We start from the raw sequence: 23,382 nt of genomic DNA on the forward strand, positions 1-23,382 counted from the left end.
ATCTCGACAACATTCGGGCGTTCAGCAAAGACCCTGGCGATATGCTGAAAATGGTGAAGGCCTTGCCCACACCGCCGGCCCTCAGCGCAGAAACCGCGACCACGCCTGAGTTGCAAAAACTGCTCAAGGCCACGGAAACGGCGAAGGCTTTGGCGAAGGTTAAGGACCTGCTCGACACGTTGCCCGATGAATCGAAGATGGGGTTGTTGGATCAGGTGAAGGGAGCATTGGGTAGCGGGGTAAGTTGATGACCGCTTCGCAGCGGGACGCGTAGTTGCAAGCCTGCTCCCATAATGGAACGCACTCGTCCGTAGGAGCTGACTTGTCTGCGAATAAGCCCGGTACGGGCTTCCGGCAGGTTTGGGTTTAACTCACAATTTGCGCTTGCGCGGTGAGGGGCAAGACGGTATCTACAAGTAATGTTCTATTTCAAACGGTTATTGCTTGCTTGATAAGAGCAGGCTTGCCGGGATTAGAACCAGCGCCAGGATTTGGCGGGGGGTGCGGCTCGGAAAAAATCGCGTAATGCAGCGGCATCTATCGTGCGTTTTTTCGGGTTCAGCGCCAGCGCGGTTCGCAGGGCCGGCCAGCAGGTTTTGGGCAGGTGTTTGGGCTTTTTCAGTTTTCGGTCCAGTTTTTTCTCGCGGGCTTCGACGCCCGTCAGTCGCTGGAAAGGATGTTTGCCGCCCGCCAGTTCGAACAGCACACAGGCGACAGCGTAAACATCGGTGCTCATCGACAAGGGGCCGCCTTCGAGTAACTCGGGGGCCGCGTAGTTAGGTGTCCAGGCCTTGATGCGCTCGCGGCTCAGGGTCGGCAGCCCTGGAAGGACGCCGTCCATGGCCTGCCCGAGGCCAAAGTCGAACAGGCGCACGCCGTCTTCGGTGAGCATCACGTTGCTGGGCTTCAAGTCACCGTGCAGCACGCCTCGGCCATGGGCATGCGCTAGGGCGTCCAGCAATTCGATGGCGATATCGCGCAGTTCGATCCAGGGTACGCCGAGTGGCCGTTCGCACAGCAAGCGGTCCAGCGGCAGACCTTGCATCAGCTCCATGGTGATAAAGGCCCGCCCACAGGCCGAGTCCACGTCGAAATCAAACATCTGCATCACGCCGGGGTGGCGCAGGTGTCGGGTCAACGCGAACTCGCTGTACAGCAACGCGTTGGCATCCGGCGTTTCTGCGAACGCTTCGCCGAGGATTTTCACGGCTATCTCGGCGCCAGTTTCACCGAACTGCTCATGCAATAAATCCCGCGCCCGATAGACCGTGCCCATGCCACCGGCACCCAGCAAACGCTCAATGCGATAACGGCCAGCCAGCACGTCGGGCAGCGGTGGCAGGGGCTCGGTCATTGGCTGATCACCACGGCGGTCAGGTTGTCCCGCGCGCTGCCACGTCGTACTTCGTCGAACAGCGCGTGCATCGATTCCAGGCTCAAGGCTTCGCGCAACATTTCGTTGTCGAGGCCCTGATAAAACCCGTCACTGCACAACAAAAACACATCGCCCGAACACACCTCCAACTCCAGCACTTCCAGCTTCAGCTGGTCGGTGGCACCTATGGCGCGGGTCAGTGCGCGGGCGTTGGGGGATTGGCTGGCTTGTTCGGGCGTCATTTTTTGCTCGTCGATCAGTTGCTCCAGCAGCGAGTGATCGCGGGTCAATTGATGCAGACGACCCTCGCGCAGCAGGTAGCAACGGCTGTCACCCGCCCAGACACAGGCGCCGCGTGTGCCGTCGATCAACAGTGCCACCACCGTACTGCCCATGATGCTGTCGCGGCGATCCGGGGTGATGGTCAACTCCTGACTCATTCGTCGATTGAGCCAGTGCAGACACTTGCGCACGGCAATCACACGCTCGTCGAAGCGGCCCTCCTCGGGCAGTTCGGCGAGGTGGGTGATAATCATCTGGCTGGCGACATCGCCACACTGATAACCGCCCATGCCATCGGCGACCGCCCACAATCCGTGCTGCGGACAGTCAAGAAACGCGTCCTCGTTGCGCGCCCGCACCTTGCCGGTGTCGGTACGCGCCACACTGCGCCAAGGGTTGGCCGGCCCCATCAGAGCTGCGCCGGCAGACGGAAGCTGCGTAAGCCTTCGACGTCGAACGGGTTCGGCGAGCGCTGACTGAGCAACAGGTAGTTGGCGCGCAGGCCACCCACATCGGCCTTGAGCACCATCACATCGCGGCCTTTCAGGTATTCGGTTTGCATCAGATCGAACAGGCGGAACAACGACCACGGGCCGGTATTTTTCTCGATGCCCACCGGGCGACCGACCATTTTTTCCAGCACCAGACTCGTGCGCCCGTCTTCGGCGTCGGTTGGCCAACTGAACGACATCGGCACGATAGGGCCGTGGCGGTAGTCCATCTGCTGATTGCCGAAACGGAATTCGGCACGGCTCACGGTTGGGTCCAGGGTGTAGGGCTCAAGCTTGAATTGCACCTGTGGCTCGTTCGAGTTCTGCGCAAAGAAGCTTTGACGGATGACCTGCACGTGGCCCATTTGCGCCAGGTACAGACGAGACATCGGCAAGCTGCGGCCGTCGATGCTGCGCAGACGGTAGTTGCCCGCGCTGCCACTGACGAAGGGCCGCATGTAGGTATCGAAGAATCGATCCGCAACGCCTTGGGCCTTGAAGAACTCGCGGAAATCGCTGATGGCGACGTCGCTGGTGCTGTGGGCATTGAACGGATAACGCTGATGCAGCGCCTTGCTGTAGAACGCGTGCAGTTCCGTCTGATAACGCTGATTCAGGTACTGATAGGTGTCGTCGAGCACCAGCATCCAGGTGTCTTCGGCCAACACGTCCAGCCAGCCACTGATGGGGCGTGGCAAACGGCTGGTTGCACCGCGCAGGCTATTCAGCGCATCACGCTGGCCGCTCATGCGCAGCTTCGCCATTTCGTAAGCCGCCTGTTCCGGCTGACTGGAACGCGCCAGGCTCGCGACCTGCAATTGCAGATCGTTGAGCGCTTGCAGGGTTGGCATCAGCTCTGCTGCCGGACCGTTGTTGGCGTCCAGCAGTTGATGCAACGGTTCGAAACGGCGCTGCATGGATTTCTTTGCAGTGTCCGGCAGACTTTTGGCGAGTGTGCCTTGCGCCTTACCGGCTGCCGCAGCGGCGACTTTGCCTATGGCGCCCAATTTGCCGCCCGCATCGCCGACCGCTTCGGCCAGTTGCTCGGTGCTTTCGCTGAGGTCCGGGAAACGGGTGTTGTCGCGTACTTCCACCAACAGTTGCAGCAGCGGTGAATTGGCGGCAGTCAGGCCAGCAAGTTGACTAGCACCCTCGCCCGCGCTGCTGAATGGCTGCAAACCCATTTGGCCGATGGCTTCGCCCCAATGGTTGGCGTAGTCACGGAAATACAGCTGCTCCAGTTCGACCATCAAGCGCCGCAAGTCCATGCCGCTGATGCCGGTGCTTTCACCCAGTACCCAGTTATCCCGCAGGATTTCGTTCACCAGACTCGCACCCTGGGTGGTGAAAAATTGCTGATAACCGCGTTGGGTATAGAAGCCAGGAATCAGGTAATCGGTGCCGCTGAACAACGCGCCTTGTGGGCCGAGGTGCTGGCTGAGGCGGTATTCCGGCAAGCTGTGGGCTTGTTCACCCAGGGCGCGATACACCACAGCGGATTGCGATTCGGCCCGCAGGACCTGACGTGCCTGGGCCACCAAACCGTCGTTAAGTGGATAGACAAATCCGTGTGTGAGCAGGCGACTGAAATGCTCGTTCAAGCCGTTCTGCACCGGGGCGTTGCCGATGTAGCGCAGCGACCAATCGGCTGCAACCCATTCCTTGAGCCAAGTCGAATCACGGCGCTCGGTGAGGTTGAGCATCAGGTAGGCGCGCAGGCTGCCCAACAGCCGTTCGCGGTCGTTCATGTTGGCGCGTACTTGCGCTTCAAGGGTGCGGGCGACGCGTGGCAACAGCTGTTCTTTCAATTCACGCTGGTAGGCATCGTCGAGCACCGGGTAACTCGGCTCGCCCTGATAAAGCCCGTTGCGTTCATGCAACTGCACATCACTGAGCGCAGGGAATACGCGACTTGCAGCGTAGCCCGTGTCCAACAGCTGAAGCGCCGCCATGGCGTCATCTTGAGGCCCCAACTCGGCGTGCTGTTTAGTCAGGTTTTGCGCGAACTCTCGCAGTTGTTCAAGACGGCTGTGGTTGGCAGAAAAGCCAAGGGCCCAGAGCAGACCGCATACTCCCAGCGCAGAAAATGCCGTCACGTACAACGCACGCTGACCCCAGTGGATACGGCGGCGCTCGCGCTTGTTGAGGCCCGCGAGTTCGGCTTCGGGGAAGATCACTCGGCTTAGCAGGTGATTGATGAAGCGGGCCGAGCCGGTGAATAGCGGAAATGCCGCGTCGCTTTTTCCTGCGCCCTTGAGCGGGACGCCTGACTGAGTGGCGCTGGTCAGATAGAAGCCACGAAGTCGGCTGGCACTTTGGTAGCGATTGCCGCCCAATGTGTCCTTCACGAACTCGCACAGGCCTGGGCCAATCGCGCCCAATTTATGCGGGAAATCGAGAATGACGGCACTTCTCTCAGGCACACGCTCCTGATGCATGCGCGTGATCACCTGGCTATTGAGGCGTTGCAGCAGTGCTTCAAATTCCTGGCGCAACACCTTGAGATCATTGCCGTTCTGATCATCGGCAAAGCTCGCACCCAACACCTGATCGCTCTCCTGTTTTGTGAGCTGATCGAAAAACACCTCGAAGCCCGCAATCTCATCCGCTTTGCTGAGCACCAGGTACACCGGCAGATCAACGCGTAGTTGCTGACGAATATCCTTCAGGCGGCTGCGCAATGTCGTTGAGAGACGCTTTAGTTCATCCGGCCCATCGCTTTTTTTGCGACCCAACAGCTCGGCTGGAACCGTAATGATGACCCCATTGAGTGGTCGGTTTCGGCGACGCATGCGCAGTAGATTGAGGAGGGTTTTCCAGGTGTGTTGGTCAGCATCGTCCTTCGAATCCAGAGCGGATCCACCGGTATCAATCAACACACCCTGTTCACCGAAGTACCATTCGTAAAACGTTGGGCTCGGCTCTGCCTTGGTGTCGACTTCGTTAAGTGGAAACTCCAGACCCGAGTGTTTCAGCAGGCTGCTCTTGCCGCTCTTCTCCGGGCCGATCAACAAATACCACGGCAAATCGTTGCGCCAGCGCTCGCTGCGGCCGCGATACAGGCTGGCGCTTTTCAGGGTGCGAAGCGCTTTTTTGAACAGTTTGCGCAAGCGCTTATTTTTATCCGCGATGTCCTGCTCAAGCTTCAGACGGGCGTTGCCAGCCTCGCTTCCTTCGGCTTCCTGTTTACGCTGTGTGCTCCGCCAGCTTTCAAAAACGACGAACAGACCCCATGCCAGAAACAGCGCGCTGATGCTCAGCAAACGAGCGCTCGCGTCTTCCCAGAACTTGTAATCGTCAACGGCCAGCAGCGGCCCCAGAAACCACACTGCAAGCGCGGCCAACAGGACCAGCAACAGCGTCCAGACCCACGTCTTTCCGAGGAAGGTCGCCAGCTTTTTAAAGAATATTTTCATCGTGCTTCCCTGCCCTGCAACGGCGTTTGAGTCGTTGCAGCATCAAGCTGACGGTAAGGTTCAAGAACAGTCTCGCGCTGTTCGCTCAGTACCCAGGCGAACCCGGAATACATGACCGCCAGACACATCAGGGTGAACAGGACGACCAACCACCACGGGACGATGCGCACCAGATTTCGGCGCTTGTCCTGAAGTCCATGCCAATGGGGTGACAGCTCACGCGGGACGTCGCCGCGCAGGTGGCGAATGGTTCGGTAAACGCCATCGCGGAGGTCATCCAATTCAGCCTTTTCCTGGCCATGGACGCCGTATTTACCCCTGAATCCCAATGCCATACACAGGTACATCAGTTCAAGCAGGTGCAGGTGTTTGACCGGATTCACGCTATGGCTCGTCAATATCTCGAAGAACGTTTCACCTCCTGAGGTTTTATGATGTAGCGCGTTCAACAGCGTATTCTTGGACCAATTACTGGCCTTGCTCGCTTCGGTTTGCAGCACTGCCTCATCGACGAACGTACACAACACATAGGACGCATCGTTGAGCAAATGGCTCTCGGCACCGAGGGCCGCCGCACGCGCCTGATAACCCCCGAGGTCATCCGATAACGTGCTGTGTAGGGTTTCGAGGCTGGCCTTCTTGTCCAGTTTTTTGAGCCCCGCAACGGCCGACAGCACATGAGCGGCTGCGGCGACCAGCGGGTTAATACTTGCGCTGTAGGTGTGGAGCGAATGGCTTTGGGCGGATTGGTTTTTTTGGGCTTCCAGATCCTGGGTCTGGGTCGAAGCTGTCGCACCCGTCAGAGGCTCTATGCCAGGGCCGGGGCCAGATGCACCGTTGAAAACAGTTAAGTCATCCGCGCCGAGTTGTTTATCTGTCGTTAGATCACTCATTTCTTGATCGCCCAAAAATCGAGTTCAAGGGCAGCGATTTCGCTAGACACATGGAACGCAAAACCACCGGACTTCTTCAGTTGCGCCGATTCCTCGGTGTCCAGATCAAGAATGAAATAGGCCTTGTCGGCATGAAACGCGAGTTCCCGGGGGGCGACGGGCAGCGGTCTGAGCTTGAAGCCCGGCAGGTGTAGATTGACCAGATTGCGGATGGTTTCAACCGTGCCGATCTTGAGCTGGGCAGGCAGGCGATTGCGCAGTTCTTCAGCCGTGCAATGGGCGCCGGCTACCAGCACGAAGGTCGAGCTGTCGAAATGTTGATGGTCGGCGATTATCGCGACCTGGACACCGTAATCGCGAGCTGTGATCGGCAGCGGCGTCGCATGTTCTTCAAGCACCATCGCCATCAATTGGCGGAAAACATTCAACAGCGCTTCAAAGCTCAGGCTCAGATCGCTGTGTCTATAGTTGAGCGTCACGGGTACGCGCCTGTTGGCGCTGGCGAAAGTCGATAACTCACCCACCACCGTCAGTAGCGTGCGGTACAACTCCTCGGGGTGGACGTGTTGCAGATCTTTGTAATGAAGCAGGATCAACTGCGTGCGATTCATCATCTGCATGAGCATAAAATCACCCACCTCAGAGCCACCCATCTTGCCGTTGGAGCTCAGGCGCTCGGCCAAGGCCGCACAACGGGTGTCCACCAACCGGATCACTTCGTCCAAACGTCTCAGCAAATACTTCGAAGCCTTGGAATGAATGACCGTCGGCGAGTAACTGTCATTCATCGTGACCCCGCCATCCTCCGTGCAATCAGTGATCTCTCCCACCTTCAGCGTTACAAAAACCTGATCGCTTTGTTGCTCGCCCAGCAGCAAACAAAAATTCGGTCGGCCGCAGTGCACCTGACTTTCAATGCCCTCCCCGGCATTTGAATTGGCAATCGACATGTCGTAGATGGTGTAGCGCGCCAGCACGTCTTTATCTGTCTCCTCTCGGGCTTCGATGTAGTTGCCTGTCATCAGCGGCAGCCCGAGGTAGACCGCGGTTTTGCCGATGTTGTGCGGCACTTGCACCATCAGCGGCTCGATAAGACCCTCCAGGTTAAACAAGCTTCCGTCGGGGAGAATGCCGCTTGCGCGACTGAGTACCAGCTTGCCGATTTTTAAAGGTTCTACCTCGATCTCCAGCTCAAGAAACCCCCACATGTAACGCCCCAGCAACTGGGTGCGGGTTTTCATCTGGTGGTCGTAATAACGGTCGTTGTGCTGGAAGTGCTGTGGGCGCAGAAGCATGCCTTCGCGCCAAATCACTTTATGGGCGTTCATGGTCAGTCTCCTGCCGTGGCGAGTGGATTAAGCGCGTTGTGGATACCGGCCTGATCCAGGCGCAGCTCGGCGTAGGTCCGCTCGGTCGGCGACAGCTGGATCACATAGCGCCATTTGGTTTCTGGCAGGTCACGGTAGGCCGCCAGCACGCCGACATAGCGGCTGCCACTGTCGACGCTGAGCTTGAGGTCGATGCTTTCGCCCGGCCGTAACTCCAGCTCTTCACCGGCCACCCAATCGGGCGCCAGCGATTCCTTGGGCCGTTCATACAAGCTGAAAAAATCGCCATTCTCGAACGCCACCGGGTTCTTCAACTCCAGCAAGCGCAGCACAATCGGCGAGGGTCGACCGTGGAGGTCGGGGTTGAGTTGGTCACTGGCCGTCAGCTTTAAATCCAGCTTGGTCAGTTTGGAATACGGCGACAGCGTCGAGCACCCCGCCAGGAGCAACAGGGTCGCCATGGCGGCCAGAGTTTTGAAACGGGACATATTCAAACTGGACATGCGCATCATCCTTGGTAATCGGTGTGAAGACTGTCGACCAGCCGGACCTGTTCTTCGTAGGCTTGGGCAAAGTCGCGCGCCAACAGGCGTTCGCTCCAGTCATCGTCCTGGCTCAATGCCTGGTGATAACGGCCATATGCGCGCCACTGGCTGCCGGCTGTGGCAAACAGCGGGTTGTGTCCATCACGCTCGAAACGCAGGGTCAGGTGCTGCGGCGCGAAATGCTCCAGGGTGCTGCGCAGGGCCGCGCGGCTGGCGCTGAGCAAAGCCACCTGGTGCGCTTGCAGGTCATGAAACGTCCGACTGATCGCCTGTTCCGCGCTTAACTGCGGCTTGCTGGCGAGCAGCAAACTGTTCACGGCTTCGCTGGCATTCACGGCATGCTTGAGCGGATTTTTGTGGGTGTACTGCCCAGTGGTCAGTGCCAGGCGCAGTTCGTTTTTCAGCTCGCTGCGGGTGCGCAAACTCTGCTGCAAGCCGCCCACACACTGCTTGAACAGTCGCGCTGTGTTGACCGCCAAGGCTTCTCTGCCCTCCGGGTCCAGATCATCGATGTCGATGCCTAGCGCCTGGGCAAATTGTTGCCAGAACGCTTCGCCCTGACGTGCTGGTGGTGGTGCCGGTGGCGGCTCGGGAATGGGCTCAGCAGCCGGCGCCACCAACGTCGGGGTCCGCACGTGCTCCCTCTCGATGGGCGCGTAGTCCGCGCACTGCTGCGGTTCTAGCACGGGCATGTTCGAGGCGACTGGTTGATCCACAGAAGCCATTGGCATCTCCCCGAAATAGGCATCCTCGGGAATGGTCATCCCGCTGCCCGACAGTGGTGTCGGAAGGCTGACCTCGGCGGCCGGCTCGACCAAATCGCGCAGCACCTGCGCCCGGATTTTGAACCGGCCCAAATGGTACTCACCACCGTCGACGATGCGCTGTTCATCCCCGTGCTTCATCCGCTCGCCACTGGTGTTGTCCCAGGTACCGTTGGTGCTGAGGTCGGTCAGGCAAAAATGGCTGCCGCAATAGCTGACCAGCGCATGTTGGCGAGACACTTGGCTAGTGGAGTCGATAATCACCCAGCCGGAGTGCCCTCTGCGGCCAATCGAACCGCCCGCCACCGTGAACACTTTGCGGTTCACCTGCGAAGGGTCCGACTGTTCGCTGTTTAGTATTTCCAGAACCAGTTCCATTGTGCTGCTCTCCTTGCGGTCACTTGCCGCGATTGACCACATGCGGGTCACCCAGGGGACGATAGGTGTCGTCGTTGAATTTGTAGTTGCCGCTACAGCCGCCAAGGGCACTTGAAACGAGCAGCGCCAGCAAGACAGCCGGCCAGTGACGAACAGACATCAGAGGGTCTCCATGAGTGAGTGCAGGCAGAGCTGCAAGGGAACGGGATGGGTGTGAAAACGGGATCGACATGCGCGGCTCAACTCCCCACATCGCAAGCGCGAATATTCAAACGAGCCATGCGATACAGCAGGGTGCGTCGTGGCAGTCCCAGTTGGCGGGCGGCGATGGTTTGATTGCCATCGGTCTTGCGCAGGCAATCGAGCAACAAGCCGCGTTCGATCTGGCTCAGGCGTGCGCGCAGGTTCAGCCCACTGTCAGCAGGCTCCAGCGCACGCCGCAGGGCAAAGTGCTCGGGCAGTAACTCATCGCCTTCGCACAACAGGATGGCGCGCTCGACGAGCCCCTTCAGTTCACGGACATTGCCGGGGAAGGCGTAGCCACACAGGTGGTCGAGCGCGGCATCGGACCAGTCCAACTGATCGAGCTTGAGAAAGGTGCAGGCCTGACGGGCAAAATGCCGCGCGAGATCCAGCGCATCACCGCCACGGTCCCGAAGCGCTGGCAGCTCAATGGGAAATTGCGCCAGGCGGTAATACAGGTCTTCGCGAAAGCGACCATCGGCCACCCGTGCAATAAGATCGCAATGAGTCGCGGCGATGATGCGCACGTCGATTTTGTGCGTGTCGTTGGAACCCAACGGGCGGATCTCGCCTTCTTGCAGCACACGTAAAAGCTTGGCTTGCAGCGACAGGGGCATGTCGCCAATCTCATCGAGCAACAGGGTCCCGCCATCAGCGGCATCGAACAGGCCCATGCGGTCACGGTCAGCGCCGGTGAAGGCACCTTTGCGGTAACCGAACAGCTCGCTTTCCAGCAAGCTCTCAGGAAACGCCGCGCAATTCTGCACAATGAATGCCTTGGAGCTCCGCGACCCGCTGTCATGAATGGCGCGCGCCACGACTTCCTTGCCGGTACCGGTTTCGCCCATGAGCAGCACGGTATAAGGGTTATTCAGCACCTTGCCGATCAGCTTGCAGGTCTGGCGCATGGCAGGACTTTTACCGATCAGTCCGTAGCCACTGGCGACCGGCACCACGTCGACCGAAGAAGGCGGCGCGCCGGGTGATCGGCGCGATGGCTGCAGCAGGCGCATCTGCCCTAGGGCGAACGCACCCAGTTGACCCAGCGAATCGGCGAATCCCGCGAGTTCGCGATGATCACGGCTCGCGCAGACCAGCAATCCGCTGACGGCCTTGTGTTGATCGAGCAGGGGTACGCACAGCAGCGATTTCCAGGGCTTTGCGCCTGGTGGCAGAAAATCGGTCTCGTGCAGGCTGGCATTCAACTCACACAGGCTGACCACTTTGTTCTGGCACAACGCGTATTGCAGCAACTGCTCGCCATCGTAATCCGCAGGCAGGCTCGTGGCGGCTCTTGGCTGTAAAAGTCCCTGCCAATATTCGGCATTCAGAATGAGGCGGGTATGCGTGGCATCCAGCAGATACAACTGGCTGAGTTCACACGCGCTGAGCTCGGCGGACGCACGCACGAAATCGCCAAGCAACGTCGCCCCATCGTCAGCCCGGGACAGATGGGTAAACTGCGCCAACAGCGCCTGAGCGAAACGCAAGGGTTGCGGCACATGTGTGAACATCACGTCCACCTCACGCAAACTCGCACACGACAGCGCCTTGCTCATCGAGAGTGGCGTGCACCCGCTTGAGCGTTTCTCCAGCAGCCATGGCGTCGAGCAGCCGGTCGGCAATCAGTGGCAGCACGTGGGAATCGAGCAAGTAGTCGATCAGGCGCGCGCCGCTATCGCTCTGGGTGCAGCGCTCGGCAAGATGATCGACCAGCGCCTGGCAATGGCTGAAATCCAATCGGCGTCGCGTCAGACGCTCGGCCAGACGTTGCAGTTTGATCTCGATCAGTTCGCGCAATACCGGGCCACTGACCGGGTAGTAAGGCACCACTCGCATTCGCGCCAGCAGTGCCGGTTTGAAGTGCTGGCTGAGCACCGGGCGGATGGCTTCTTCCAGCGCTTCGGCAGTGGGACGATTACCGTTGCTGCAGAGCGCATTGATACGCTCGCTGGCCAGGTTCGAGGTCATCAGGATCAGCGTATTGCGAAAGTCGATTTCGCGCCCCTCGCCGTCATTGGCGATGCCCTTGTCGAAGATTTGGTAGAAGAGATTCAGGACGTCGGGATCGGCTTTTTCGACCTCGTCGAGCAGCACCACCGAGTACGGCTTCTGCCGAACCGCTTCGGTGAGCATGCCGCCTTCGCCATAACCGACATAGCCAGGTGGCGCACCGATCAACCGGGAAACGGTGTGCTTTTCCTGAAATTCGGACATGTTGATGGTGGTGAGAAAACGCTCGCCGCCGTACAGTAAGTCCGCCAGCACCAGCGCGGTTTCGGTTTTACCCACGCCGCTAGGACCGACCAACAGAAAGACCCCGACCGGCGCATCCGGTTTATTCAGCCCGGCCGCGGTAGCGCGCATCGAACGATCCAGTGCATGCACCGCCTGCTCTTGCCCCCGAATACGCGCGCGCAAATCGATGGCGAAGCTGGCAACCCTGGCATTGTGTTCGCGCGCCATTTGCGCCAGAGGCACGCCCGTCCAGGCGCTGATCACTTCGGCAACCTGTCGCGGGCACACCTCAAAACTCACCAGTCGTTCCAGCGCTTGCGCCTCAATCAGCGTGCGATGGGTTGCCTGCAATTCGGCTTCAAGGGCCAGCAGCCCGGCTGCTGCATCCTCAGTGGTTGCACCGACTTCATCGTTTTCAACGGAGCGCGCCTGGGCCACTTGCTGACGTAGCTCAAGTAGGCGTTCCGCGAGCTGCCGTTGTTCACCCCAACTTTTTTCCAGTGTTTGTTGTTCGCGCTCGGCTTCTTCAAGACGCTCTTCCAATACGCTCAATGCGTCTTGATCGATCAGCAGTCCTGCCTCGGCATCCCGACGCAACGCAATACGTTGGCGCCCTCCTTCGGCCAACTCGCTGCGCACCCGCTCCAGACATTCCGGCGCGGCGGCGAGGCTGATGCGCACCCTGGCACACGCGGTGTCGAGCACATCAACAGCCTTGTCCGGCAGCAGTCGACCCGAGAGATACCGCGCCGACAATTCGGCCGCTGCCACGACCGCATCGTCACGCAGATAGATGCCGTGGCTCTTTTCATAAATCGGTGCCAGGCCACGCAGAATAGTGATCGCCTCACTGACCGTAGGCTCATGCAGCTGCACTGGCTGGAAACGCCGCGCCAATGCCGGGTCTTTTTCAAAATATTTTTTATACTCGGCCCAGGTGGTCGCAGCGATGGTGCGTAACTCTCCCCGGGCCAGCGCCGGCTTGAGCAGGTTGGCGGCGTCCGAACCTCCCGCCTGGCCTCCCGCACCGATCAAGGTGTGGGCCTCATCAATAAACAGGGTGATCGGTTTGGGTGATGCTTTTACTTCATCGATCACGCCTTTCAAGCGCCGTTCGAACTCACCTTTGACGCTGGCACCGGCTTGCAGCAAGCCCATGTCCAGCGACAGCAATTCGACGCCCTTGAGCGCCTGCGGCACTTCGCCCCGCGCAATGCGCAAGGCCAGCCCCTCAACGATGGCGGTTTTGCCGACCCCCGCTTCACCCACCACAATGGGATTGTTTTTCCGCCGACGGGCCAGGATGTCGATCATCTGGCGGATAGCCCCATCGCGACACAGCACCGGATCTAGCTTCCCGTCGCGGGCTTGTTGAGTCAGGTTGTGAGTAAAACGTGCGAGCAGCGACTCACCTGTTACAGCGGGTTTACCGGCAGCGTCCGGCTCGGCTTTTTCTGACAACGCAAAGTCCCTCAGGCGATCACCGTCCAACGTGGCCAGCAGTGCCTGATAACGACTGCCGGCGTAACGCATCGGGTTACGCAGCAGCGCCAGAATCAACGCGGACTGGGCCACCTGGCTCTGGCCCAGTTCCAGATTGGCAACCAGTAAGGCGTCTTGCAGCCATTGCACCAACTCGGGCGCAAACACCGGATTGCGCGAAGCGCTGTGCTCGACTCGCGGTTGCAATGCAGCAGCCAGCTCACCGGCATCGACCTGTGCATCCAACAGTGCTCGCGCCAACAACCCCTGCGGTCGCTCAAGTAGCGCGAGCAGCAGGTCTTCGACCAGGATTTTGCTACCGCCACGAGCCACACAACGCTCGGCAGAACCTTCCAGGTCGCGGCGGGTTTCGGCGTCGAGCGCCTGAATTAGTTGTTGCAGGTCTACGTTGATCAAAATCAGGCGTCCTTAATGGATTTTGCTGCCGAGGGTGACGATGCCGTCGGCGCGTTCGCGTCCGAGCCAGCTGGTCCAGCCAAGACGACAGTCGTTCTGCGGGTCGAGGCGCAGCTCACGAATTTCTTCATGACGCAGTACCAGTCGAATGTCGTAATCAAGCGGGTCTCGCAGGGTGAAACGCACCAGCGCGCATAACGGCTGATAGCCCGTGCCAATGGGGAGAAAGTCGTGAAAGCTCTGCCAACTCAGTTCGCGGATGTGCACGCGAAACTTGCCGCCGCAATCGCGCACTTGCTCGCCCAGCACAAGGTCCTCGCCCAGCCGGCTATTGGCGGTTCCCAGACGATTACGCTGCTCTTCGAGAATCTGCACCGTGCGCTCGATGCACTGTTCAATAACCAGTTCGGCGTGCTTGAAGTAGTACCGCAGCACGGCCTCGATCAGCGCTGCCGAATGAGCACGCAGGCTGAGCAGGCCCAGGTAAGGCAGCAACCGTTTCCAGTTCAGCTCCCTGGCTTCGCGAATAGCCTCACCACCCAGCCCGATCAAGGCGAAAAGCTGTGCCGAAAACGGGTCCTGCGCTTTGCTTTCGAAACGCGCTTGATAGCGATATTTGCGCCAGATCGGTAGCAGCAAACGTTGCAAGCGATGATGAAAAAGGTCGAGGAAATCGCGTGTCGAATTGCCCTCTTCGCGGTCGCCTAGAGCTTGATCGCCATAGAAGGCGGGCAGCGGCGAGCCCGCCCCCATCAGGCTGATCAAGTTAAGACGCAGGCGCGCCCGCATCACCCCGTGCTCTTCAAAAAACTGCACGCGGTCTATATCGCTGCCAGGAAAGCCAAAGCTTGGGTTGGCCTGAAATTCCAGCAGGTCATACAGCTGCTCGTCATTCATCGGGGCGTTGGATTGACGCAACCGCGCCATGATCTGCGGCACCGCCTGGAAGATCGAATACTCGCGTATGGCCTTGCTCAACCCGCTTAAAGCAGGGGCTGCAGACCCATTCGTGGTGTCCATTGGTACTCCTCACCCTGTGTGCTTTTCACGTGTAGTTCGTGGTACGAATTGAGGCTGGCATAGAGCGCGAAGAACTCGTTGAGCACCGAAGCGAAGAGGAACAAATCGCCTTCGCCGACGTAGCCCTGAGGGTCGATGATCAGTTCCGTGCGCAAACCGCGCAGAGGCAAGCCGCGATGTAGACGGTCAACGGGTTGATGGCTGATGGACTTCAGGGCGTTAAGACGGGTTTTGCTGGCATTACGAGCCTGTTGGTCGTAATAGCGCGGCAGGTCGTAGGTTTCGAGAATCACCTTGAGCGCGTTGACGTTGACAAGGGACACGTAGTTCAGCGACATGTTGCTGATCAACTTCCACAAGAAGTCGCTATTCAGGGGGGGTGGATAACTCGACGTCGGGCTGAGGATATTGCGAAAAGTCAGGGACTCACGCGCACCTGATGCCGCCACGCAGATATCCCCTTTCTTGAGCTGACGTGGCAAATTCTGATTGGTGCAGGTCAGTTCGATGGACACCGTGTCAGTACTGTCAGGGTCATGAAGGCCAAAACGCAGGAACGTGTCCAACCCCTCGTGCAGCAATGATTGACGCTGCCGAACGCTGTAATGCGGGCGGGCCTGTAACGCGTCGAAACTGGGGTCGTGCTCGAAGGACTCGAACGGCACGAACACCTTCGCATCAGCTTCACCCTTTTGACTGGCGCTCACGCTATCAACGGAAAACACACCGTAGTTCCCCCGATTCTTTTCATCGGGTAGCAACAGGTACTCGTCCTCCCTGCCATCAAACCTGATCGGCGACGCATGGTGCTTGAACAGATTGGCGATGGGCGTGCAATACAGCTTCACGTTATTCAGCGTCGGGCGCTGGCGCTGCATGCCGTTTTTATTGATGGTGAAACGCAGCAAGACACTCCGCGCGCGCTTGAGCGTGTCTTCAGGGATACGTCCGAGAACACCCAGCCCGGACAGGTCAACGAACAGAAACTTGTCCTGGAACGCAAAATATTCCTGCAAATAGCGGTAACCGCGAAAGGTGTTCAGCGGGTAAGGAATCAATGCCTCATCTTCGGCAAACCCGACGGGCTGGACGTTTTCACTTGGCAATAGGAATGACAACGTGTTGCCTAGATCCACACCTTTCATGTGCTCATGTTTAGCGTCCAACGGAATCACCTCAATGCTGTCCAGATGACGCAGCAGGCTGAGATGAAGCGTCTGGCTGATGTAGCGGTCACCGGCAAAGTGCAGACGAAGACGGCTTAGATCGAGCTCGCCAAGATGCCCGTCACACGTCATATCCAGCCGCAGCGTCAGCAAGGCGCCGTCGCCATTTTCCGAATAATTCAAAGCACCCAATTGCAGGGCCGATACCTCGGTGGCATAACACGTGCTGAAACCACACACCACACCATCAAGAGACTGACTTTCAACATGCATATTGCGTTCAGCCAAAAGTGCCGGACCCGCCTGCTTCAAGGGGTCGAACTGCAACATGCTGAACGCCGGCAACGGGCGCATGTAGTTCGGCCACAACAGGTACATCAACGAATGGGTCAGCTCGGGCAGCTCATCATCGAGTTTCTGTCGCAGACGCCCCGTAAGAAACGCAAAACCCTCAAGTAGACGTTCCACATCGGGATCACACCCGCTCTGCCCAAGAAAAGGCGCCAACGCAGGGTTACGTTCAGCGAAAGCACCGCCCAACTGACGCAGTGCGTTCAGTTCGCTTTGGTAGTACTGATTAAACGACACGGGCGATAACCTTCCTGCACGCACACTGCGTGGTTGATTTTTTCGGGTGCGACAGTGCCGCTTCAGATAAAAAATGTTCCACGTGGAACACGCGCTTTCGCTGATAACAAGGGAGGCTTGCTACTTAACCGTGACCTGTCCGTTGCTGTTCAGGCGCGCGGCAAAACTCACCAGGCGCTTGATGCCATTTACTTCGAGCAAACCCTCGATGGTGAATGCCAGTCTTAAGGGGTCGTTCTCGTTCGGAAGAGAATGGACTTTCACATCGGCCAGACGCGGCTCATACGCGCTCACGAAACCCTCTATGGCCGAGCCGGCCTGACTCAAGGACTCATGCAGGCTCAAGCTCATATTGTTCAGGTCCGGCAGCCCGTAGTCGGGAAGCGTCTGTACGCTGCCTGCACGAGTACTGAGCATTTTTGCCAAGTGGGCAGCCACCGAGTCCATGGCGCAATCCTCGCGACTTGATTCACTTCGCTTACGCGTGTCGCCGCCAAGGCGCTCGAAAAGGCTGCCGTATGCCGTCATGACGTTGCTCCGCTTACTCTTTGTCCAACTTGCCAACCAGCGACAAGGTGAAATCCGCCCCCATGTATTTAAAGTGCGGGCGCACGTTCAAGCTGACGCGATACCAGCCAGGCTCGCCTTCAACGTCGCTGACGACGATTTTTGCGGAGCGCAGCGGACGGCGGCCACGGACTTCAGAACTAGGGTTTTCTTGGTCTGCGACGTACTGGCGAATCCATTTGTTCAGCTCTTGCTCAAGGTCGGTACGTTCCTTCCAGGAGCCCAGTTGTTCGCGTTGCAGCACTTTGAGGTAGTGCGCTAGACGATTGATGATGAACATATAAGGCAGCTGGGTGCCCAGTTTGTAATTCAGCTCGGCAGTTTTGTCTTCTTCACTGTTGCCAAAAAACTTCGGTTTCTGCACCGAACTGGCCGAGAAGAACGCAGCGTTGTCACTGCCCTTGCGCATGGTCAGGGAAATAAAACCTTCTTCCGCCAACTCGTATTCACGACGGTCAGAGACCAATACTTCGGTTGGAATTTTGGTTTCGATTTCGCCCATGCTGTGGAAGTGATGCAGCGGTAAATCTTCAACCGCCCCTCCGCTCTGTGGGCCGATGATGTTCGGGCACCAGCGGAACTTGGCGAAGCTGTCGGTCAACTTGGTCGCGAACGTGTAGGCCGTGTTGCCCCACAAATAGTGTTCGTGACTGGTGGCGACATTTTCTTTGTAGACAAAGGTCTTCACCGGATTTTCTTCAGGGTCGTAAGGATTACGCAGCAGGAAGCGCGGCACAGTCAGGCCAACATAACGCGCATCTTCCTGTTGCCGGAAACTTTGCCATTTGGCGAATTGCGGACCTCCGAAGTGATCTTTCAGGTCTTTCAGATCAGGTAAGCCGGTAAAACTTTCCAGACCGAAAAACTTCGGGCCCGCAGCCGCAATAAACGGCGCGTGTGCCATACACGCAATGCTGGAAACATACTGCATGGTTTTGACGTCGGGCGAACTTGGCGAGAAGAAGTAGTTGGCGATGATTGCGCCTACGGGCTCGCCACCGAACTGACCGTATTCAGCGGTATAAACATGCTTGTAAAGGCCCGACTGCATAACTTCCGGCGAGTCTTCAAAATCGTCCAACAGATCTTGCTTGGAAACGTTAAGCACCTGGATCTTGATGTTTTCACGGAAGTTGGTGCGCTCAACCAACAACTGCAGACCACGCCATGAAGCTTCCAGCGCCTGGAATTCCGAGTGGTGCAGAATCTCGTCCATCTGGCAGCTGAGCTTGGCATCGATCTCGGCAATCATGCGGTCAACCATGGCTTTCTTTACAGGCTCGCCGTTGTTCTGCGGCTTGAGCAACTCTTCGATGAAGGCCGAGACACCGCGCTTGGCGATTGAGTAGGCATCATCGTTGGGGCTGAGTCTAGTCTCGGCAATGATGCGGTCGAGGATGCCGCCTTCGAGTAGTTCAGTACTTTTTTGCTGTGCAGCTTTAGTGCTCATAGAGATGGCTTCCTTTGCTGATGAGGTCTCAAGCGTCCGGCGTAGCGGCGGCATTCATGCTCAGTTCACCCAGAACACGGGCACGCGCTTCATCGTCGGCGAGTACACCTTCGATAGCCTTTCGGAAAGCTGGCGCATTACCCAGCGGACCTTTGAGGGCCACAAGCGCATCCCGCAGCTCCATCAGTTTTTTCAACTCTGGAATCTGCTCGATCAGGTTGGCCGGGCCGAAATCTTTCATCGAGCCGACCTTGAGGTTGATCGCCAGCTCATCGGTGCAGCCCTCCTCCTGAAGACGATTGGGTACGCTCAGCGTCAGGCGCAGTTTTTGGTTGGCCAGCACGTCGTCAAAGTTGTTTTTGTCGATGCTGATCGGCTTGCGATCCTCGACTTTGCGTTCATCCGCTTGCTGGGTGAAATCACCCAGTACCAGCAGCTTCAGCGGCAGCTCGATTTCTTCTTGAGCATTGCCAAGCGCGGGTTTAAAGGTGACGTTGATGCGTTCTTTAGGGGCAACCGAGCCTTCTTTGGCCATGGCGTTTCTCCTTGCGGTTATGACCCGAGGGCCTAGGGAAGTACTACTTCAAGATCGAGGTGGCACAACCGGTGGTAAACATCTTCCTTGCGCTCTCGCACCACTTGGTTTTGCGGCAACAGTTCGCAGCAGCTATACAGGAGGTGCAGCACTTGCAGCGCAAGGTCGGGCTCCCAGGCATCAAGGCCGGCATCCCGTAATTGCTGATCGAGAGTCTCAAGCTGGGTCTTGGCCAGTTCGTACTTCTTGGCCTGGTAACACAGTCGAGCGAGGCTCAATTGCCAGAAAAAACGTACCCTTCCACCTTGAGCGCTCTGCAAGCCCTGCTTGAGAATCTGCACGGCAGCCTTGAGACCATCCCGGCGCAAAACGGGCAATACGTCTTGCAAGGCGTCTTCCCAGACGGCTTGAGTGTTATCGCTTTGCAGCGCGCCGGGCGCATCGACCACTTGCAGATGAACCAACACATGGGCGCTGATCCAGCTACGTGTAGCGTCATCCGCGAACGGCACACCGTCGTGAAAGCGCAGGTCGACTATTCCCGGCAAACGCTGCAGCAATAGCGAAAGCTGAACCTCGACCTCGCGCATGGCCAAATCGGCATTGAGCCGCTGCAGGCACTCCCACACCATGCGTTGGCCGTCGAACCAGAACGGAGAAACAGCAAGGCTGGCCTCCAGATCGACCAGTAAATCGGCGTACTGCCCTTGATCCAGGCGCTCCTGATAGCTTTTCAGCCTGTCCGCCGGCAGCCCGCGCAAGACGGTGATGTGTTCGGCGTTACGCTCCGGGAGCGCCTCAATCGTCAGCCACAACAGGGTCCGATTGAGGCGTAAGGCACGAAGGTCGGTGGCTTTCTGGCGTAGCCACCAGGCGCACAAAGGCCGTGCATTTTCCTGCTGCACACGCAGGGCTTTTTGCGCGTCCTTTTCATTGTCGATGGGCGAACCCGGGGTGAAGAGTTGAGTGGCCGCCTGTTTCACCTGGGCGAGCGCCGCGCCCATCGCCCCTGGCTCAGGCTGGTTACTCGCTGCGCGCTGCACCATGGCTGCCAGTCGTCGCCGGATTGGCAACAACAACGGGGCGTCATTGCCCAACTGCAGCGTCAGCAGGGCATCCAGGCCCTCAAAGTGTTCAACCAGACGCCTGAACAGGGACAACTGCTCTTTAATCGGCACGCTCTCTGCCAACACCTGCTCAAGACGCGGCAACAACCAATTGAAGGCGGCTACGCGGGTACGCGATTTGAGCGGGTGCAAGCACTCCCAGTGGTCTTTGCAAAGGTGATGAAGCAGGCCGAACCCCGCCAATAAGCCTGCAAACGAATTTTTTTGGTACAGTGCCCACGCCAGCCAAACCGCCACACGCAGGTCTTTGGAGTGATCACGCAAGATCAACTCGCTGTCATCAAGGATTTTTTGCCAGTCGATTCGGCTGTTCTCATGCAGCGAATGGGCCTTGCCCAGCTCACTTTCCACCGCCTCGTATTCGTTGGAAAAACGAATATCATCCCCGGCGAAGTGCTCCTTGGAGATGGGGGTCCTGGCAAGATCCAGGTAACGGGCAGACAACTCAAGCGAGTAAGTCATCCGAGGCACGCACTGTCTGCACAATACGGAACGCACATCAATGCATGAGTACCTAATGCAGGTGCGCTAAACCAACTCCATGCGGGCGTGCAGAGCACAATCCTTTTATCGCACACCATAATCAGCTACCTCGGACAATGGCGGCGATCTTAAGAGGAGACAGTCTCTGCGTATGTAGGAAAACGCCACCGCGCCTTACAGAAACGTCTGAGAGAATAGTGGCCGGTTTCTTACCTCAAACTTCGCACATTTAAGCTCGCAAAAGTTTGTAGGAAGTTTCCCTCATGTAAGTCGGAAACTAGAGATTATTAAATGGCCTAAATAACGTTTAATATTATATTCAGGCACTGTTTGTTCTAGCCGTAACAATGACTTTTATCACTAATACAACGTGATGCTATTAAACTGATCAATATCACGATGCACTTTCGTCTGGTACTTTTCTTTGTGCCGGTGGCATCGTGCACGTTTGGGTATGAGATGAGTGCTCGCGCTCAGTCCAGCCGCCCGCGCCCGAATGAAAATTCGGGCTATTGGGGCCAAATCTTGGCAAAGATGTGCGGGGAAGGTGTACTGCCCCCAAGGGAGCAACATCCGGAAGATGAGCGCTGATCAGAACAAGATCAGCGTTCTGCGACAGTCTTTCAATTGCAAACTAAGAGGTTGCTGTGAGCGCCAGGAGGGACGTCCGCGCGTCATTCCTCCTAGTGCGACAGTTTTTTACTCAGCGACAGTTTTTATTGTCTATAACCACGGTTTATCCACCTGTGGATAACTTATTCCACAGTCACTGATTTAGCGAGGTTGCGCGGCTGGTCGACGTCTGTGCCTTTGAGTACGGCCACGTAGTAGGACAGCAGTTGCAGCGGGATGGTGTAGAGAATCGGCGCCAGGGTGTCGACGATATGCGGCATGGCGATGACGTGGGTGCCTACGCCGTTGCTCATACCGGCGTGCTCATCAGCGAAGACGATCAATTCACCGCCGCGTGCACGGACTTCTTGCAGGTTGGATTTGAGTTTTTCCAGCAACTCGTTGTTGGGTGCGACGGTCACGACCGGCATGTCGCTGTCGACCAGTGCCAACGGGCCGTGTTTGAGTTCGCCGGCAGGATAAGCTTCCGCGTGAATGTAAGAGATCTCTTTGAGCTTGAGCGCACCTTCCATGGCCACCGGGAACTGCGCGCCACGGCCAAGGAACAAGGTGTGGTGCTTCTCAGCAAACAGCTCTGCGACTTTTTCGACGGTGCTGTCCATGGCCAACGCTTCACCCAGACGGGTCGGCAGGCGGCGCAGCTCTTCAACCAGTTCAGCTTCAACGCCGTCCTCAAGAGTACCTTTGACCTGTCCAAGCGCCAGGGTCAGCAGCAGCAGGGCAACCAATTGCGTGGTGAAGGCTTTGGTGGAGGCAACGCCGATTTCCGGACCGGCCTGGGTCAGCAGGGTCAAGTCGGACTCACGCACCAGTGAGCTGATGCTCACGTTGCAAATGGCGAGGCTGCCAAGGAAGCCCAGTTCTTTCGCGTTACGCAAGGCCGCGAGGGTGTCCGCGGTTTCGCCCGACTGCGAGATCGACACGAACAGCGTGTCAGGCTGCACCACTACTTTGCGGTAGCGGAATTCGCTGGCCACTTCGACCTGGCACGGGATACCAGCCAAACCTTCTAACCAATAACGCGCCACCATACCGGCGTGGTAGCTGGTGCCGCAGGCGACGATTTGCACATTACGTACTTTGGCGAACAATTCAGCAGCTTGCGGACCGAACGCCTGCACCAACACTTGCTGTTGACCGAGTCGGCCTTCCAGGGTGCGCTGCACGACTTTAGGTTGTTCGTGGATTTCCTTGAGCATGAAGTGACGGAACTTGCCCTTATCCGCGGCTTCGGCGTCTTCACGATATTGCACGACTTCACGCTCGACTGGCAGACCATCCAGGGTCCAGATCTGCACGCTGTCACGATGGATTTCGGCGATATCGCCTTCCTCCAGGTACATGAAACGGTCAGTCACCTGCCGTAAAGCAAGCTGATCGGATGCCAGGAAGTTCTCGCCCAGACCCAGACCAATCACCAACGGGCTACCACTGCGGGCGGCGAGTAAGCGGTCAGGCTGTTTGGCACTGATCACGGCCAGACCGTAAGCACCGTGCAATTCCTTGACAGCGGCTTTCAGCGCGACGGTCAGGTCGCCACAGTCTTTGAGCTTGTGGTGCAGGAGGTGGACGATGACTTCGGTGTCGGTGTCCGACGTGAAGACGTAACCCAGCCCTTTCAAGCGCTCGCGCAGCTCTTCGTGGTTCTCGATAATGCCGTTGTGCACGACCGCCACCTCATCAGCGGAGAAATGCGGGTGGGCATTACGCTCGCACGGGGCGCCATGGGTTGCCCAGCGGGTGTGAGCGATACCCAAACGGCCAACCAACGGCTCGCCAGCAAGGGCTTGCTCCAACTCAACAACCTTGCCCGAACGACGGCAACGTTCCAGCTTCCCGGCATTGCTGAAAATAGCGACGCCTGCGCTGTCGTAGCCACGGTACTCAAGGCGTTTCAGGCCTTCGAGCAAAATGGCAGTAATATTGCGCTCAGCAACGGCGCCGACGATTCCACACATGGT

16 protein-coding genes and 2 pseudogenes are annotated in these 23,382 nt (G+C 57.9%); 1 reads left to right on the forward strand and 17 read right to left on the reverse strand.

The features are described from left to right. Window positions 1-248 (forward strand): annotated as a pseudogene (locus tag QN399_RS16545) (hypothetical protein); the annotation flags it as partial. Window positions 249-472: 224 nt separating this feature from the next. Here the strand turns inward: QN399_RS16545 and QN399_RS16550 are convergent. The 17 genes and pseudogenes from QN399_RS16550 to glmS form a co-directional block, all read right to left on the reverse strand. After that, window positions 473-1,333 (reverse strand): annotated as a pseudogene (locus QN399_RS16550) (serine/threonine-protein kinase); the annotation flags it as partial. A 17-nt stretch (window positions 1,334-1,350) separates the two neighbouring features. Beyond that, the gene (locus QN399_RS16555) at window positions 1,351-2,067 is read right to left on the reverse strand and encodes a PP2C family serine/threonine-protein phosphatase (RefSeq protein ID WP_322177069.1); all 717 of its coding nucleotides are present in this window, start codon (window positions 2,065-2,067) and stop codon (window positions 1,351-1,353) included. Beyond that, window positions 2,067-5,564 (reverse strand): type VI secretion system membrane subunit TssM, encoded by a 3,498-nt coding sequence (gene tssM / locus QN399_RS16560; protein WP_330201275.1) that lies wholly within the window; start codon window positions 5,562-5,564, stop codon window positions 2,067-2,069. The genes QN399_RS16555 and tssM overlap by 1 nt, the downstream gene beginning before the upstream one ends. Next, window positions 5,561-6,457, reverse strand: coding sequence for a type IVB secretion system protein IcmH/DotU (gene icmH, locus QN399_RS16565; protein WP_330201276.1), 897 nt, complete (start codon window positions 6,455-6,457; stop codon window positions 5,561-5,563). The genes tssM and icmH overlap by 4 nt, the downstream gene beginning before the upstream one ends. Further along, window positions 6,454-7,785, reverse strand: coding sequence for a type VI secretion system baseplate subunit TssK (gene tssK / locus QN399_RS16570; protein WP_322177072.1), 1,332 nt, complete (start codon window positions 7,783-7,785; stop codon window positions 6,454-6,456). Before tssK ends, icmH begins: the two co-directional genes overlap by 4 nt. Before the next feature lie 2 nt (window positions 7,786-7,787). Further along, entirely contained in the window at window positions 7,788-8,288 is a 501-nt protein-coding gene (gene tssJ / locus QN399_RS16575) for a type VI secretion system lipoprotein TssJ (protein WP_322177073.1), read from the reverse strand. Between the two features lie 5 nt (window positions 8,289-8,293). After that, a complete protein-coding gene (gene tagH, locus QN399_RS16580) occupies window positions 8,294-9,472 on the reverse strand; it encodes a type VI secretion system-associated FHA domain protein TagH (protein ID WP_322177074.1) in 1,179 nt (392 codons plus the stop codon). A gap of 19 nt (window positions 9,473-9,491) precedes the next feature. After that, window positions 9,492-9,632 carry a type VI secretion protein gene (locus QN399_RS16585; protein WP_322218678.1) on the reverse strand — a complete coding sequence of 47 codons (141 nt, stop codon included), beginning with the start codon at window positions 9,630-9,632 and terminating at the stop codon, window positions 9,492-9,494. Window positions 9,633-9,711: 79 nt separating this feature from the next. After that, entirely contained in the window at window positions 9,712-11,229 is a 1,518-nt protein-coding gene (locus QN399_RS16590) for a sigma 54-interacting transcriptional regulator (protein ID WP_322177076.1), read from the reverse strand. Between the two features lie 10 nt (window positions 11,230-11,239). Then, window positions 11,240-13,858: a type VI secretion system ATPase TssH gene (gene tssH, locus QN399_RS16595; RefSeq protein WP_322182957.1), complete on the reverse strand. Its 2,619-nt coding sequence runs from the start codon at window positions 13,856-13,858 to the stop codon at window positions 11,240-11,242. A gap of 6 nt (window positions 13,859-13,864) precedes the next feature. After that, complete coding sequence (tssG, locus tag QN399_RS16600; protein WP_330201277.1) at window positions 13,865-14,872, reverse strand: type VI secretion system baseplate subunit TssG; 1,008 nt, start codon at window positions 14,870-14,872, stop codon at window positions 13,865-13,867. After that, entirely contained in the window at window positions 14,836-16,626 is a 1,791-nt protein-coding gene (gene tssF, locus QN399_RS16605; RefSeq protein ID WP_322218680.1) for a type VI secretion system baseplate subunit TssF, read from the reverse strand. Before tssF ends, tssG begins: the two co-directional genes overlap by 37 nt. Window positions 16,627-16,746: 120 nt before the next feature. After that, window positions 16,747-17,154 (reverse strand): type VI secretion system baseplate subunit TssE, encoded by a 408-nt coding sequence (tssE, locus tag QN399_RS16610; protein WP_323565631.1) that lies wholly within the window; start codon window positions 17,152-17,154, stop codon window positions 16,747-16,749. A gap of 13 nt (window positions 17,155-17,167) precedes the next feature. Next, on the reverse strand, window positions 17,168-18,643 hold the full coding sequence (gene tssC, locus QN399_RS16615) for a type VI secretion system contractile sheath large subunit (RefSeq protein ID WP_322177078.1): 1,476 nt from the start codon (window positions 18,641-18,643) through the stop codon (window positions 17,168-17,170). A gap of 28 nt (window positions 18,644-18,671) precedes the next feature. Beyond that, window positions 18,672-19,178: a type VI secretion system contractile sheath small subunit gene (tssB, locus tag QN399_RS16620; protein WP_322177079.1), complete on the reverse strand. Its 507-nt coding sequence runs from the start codon at window positions 19,176-19,178 to the stop codon at window positions 18,672-18,674. A 32-nt stretch (window positions 19,179-19,210) separates the two neighbouring features. Beyond that, window positions 19,211-20,767, reverse strand: coding sequence for a type VI secretion system protein TssA (tssA, locus tag QN399_RS16625; protein WP_330201278.1), 1,557 nt, complete (start codon window positions 20,765-20,767; stop codon window positions 19,211-19,213). Window positions 20,768-21,543: 776 nt separating this feature from the next. Further along, the gene (gene glmS, locus QN399_RS16630; protein ID WP_322177101.1) at window positions 21,544-23,379 is read right to left on the reverse strand and encodes a glutamine--fructose-6-phosphate transaminase (isomerizing); all 1,836 of its coding nucleotides are present in this window, start codon (window positions 23,377-23,379) and stop codon (window positions 21,544-21,546) included. Window positions 23,380-23,382: the final 3 nt, after the last annotated feature.

This window comes from Pseudomonas sp. 10C3 (assembly GCF_036346185.1).
GTDB lineage: Bacteria > Pseudomonadota > Gammaproteobacteria > Pseudomonadales > Pseudomonadaceae > Aquipseudomonas.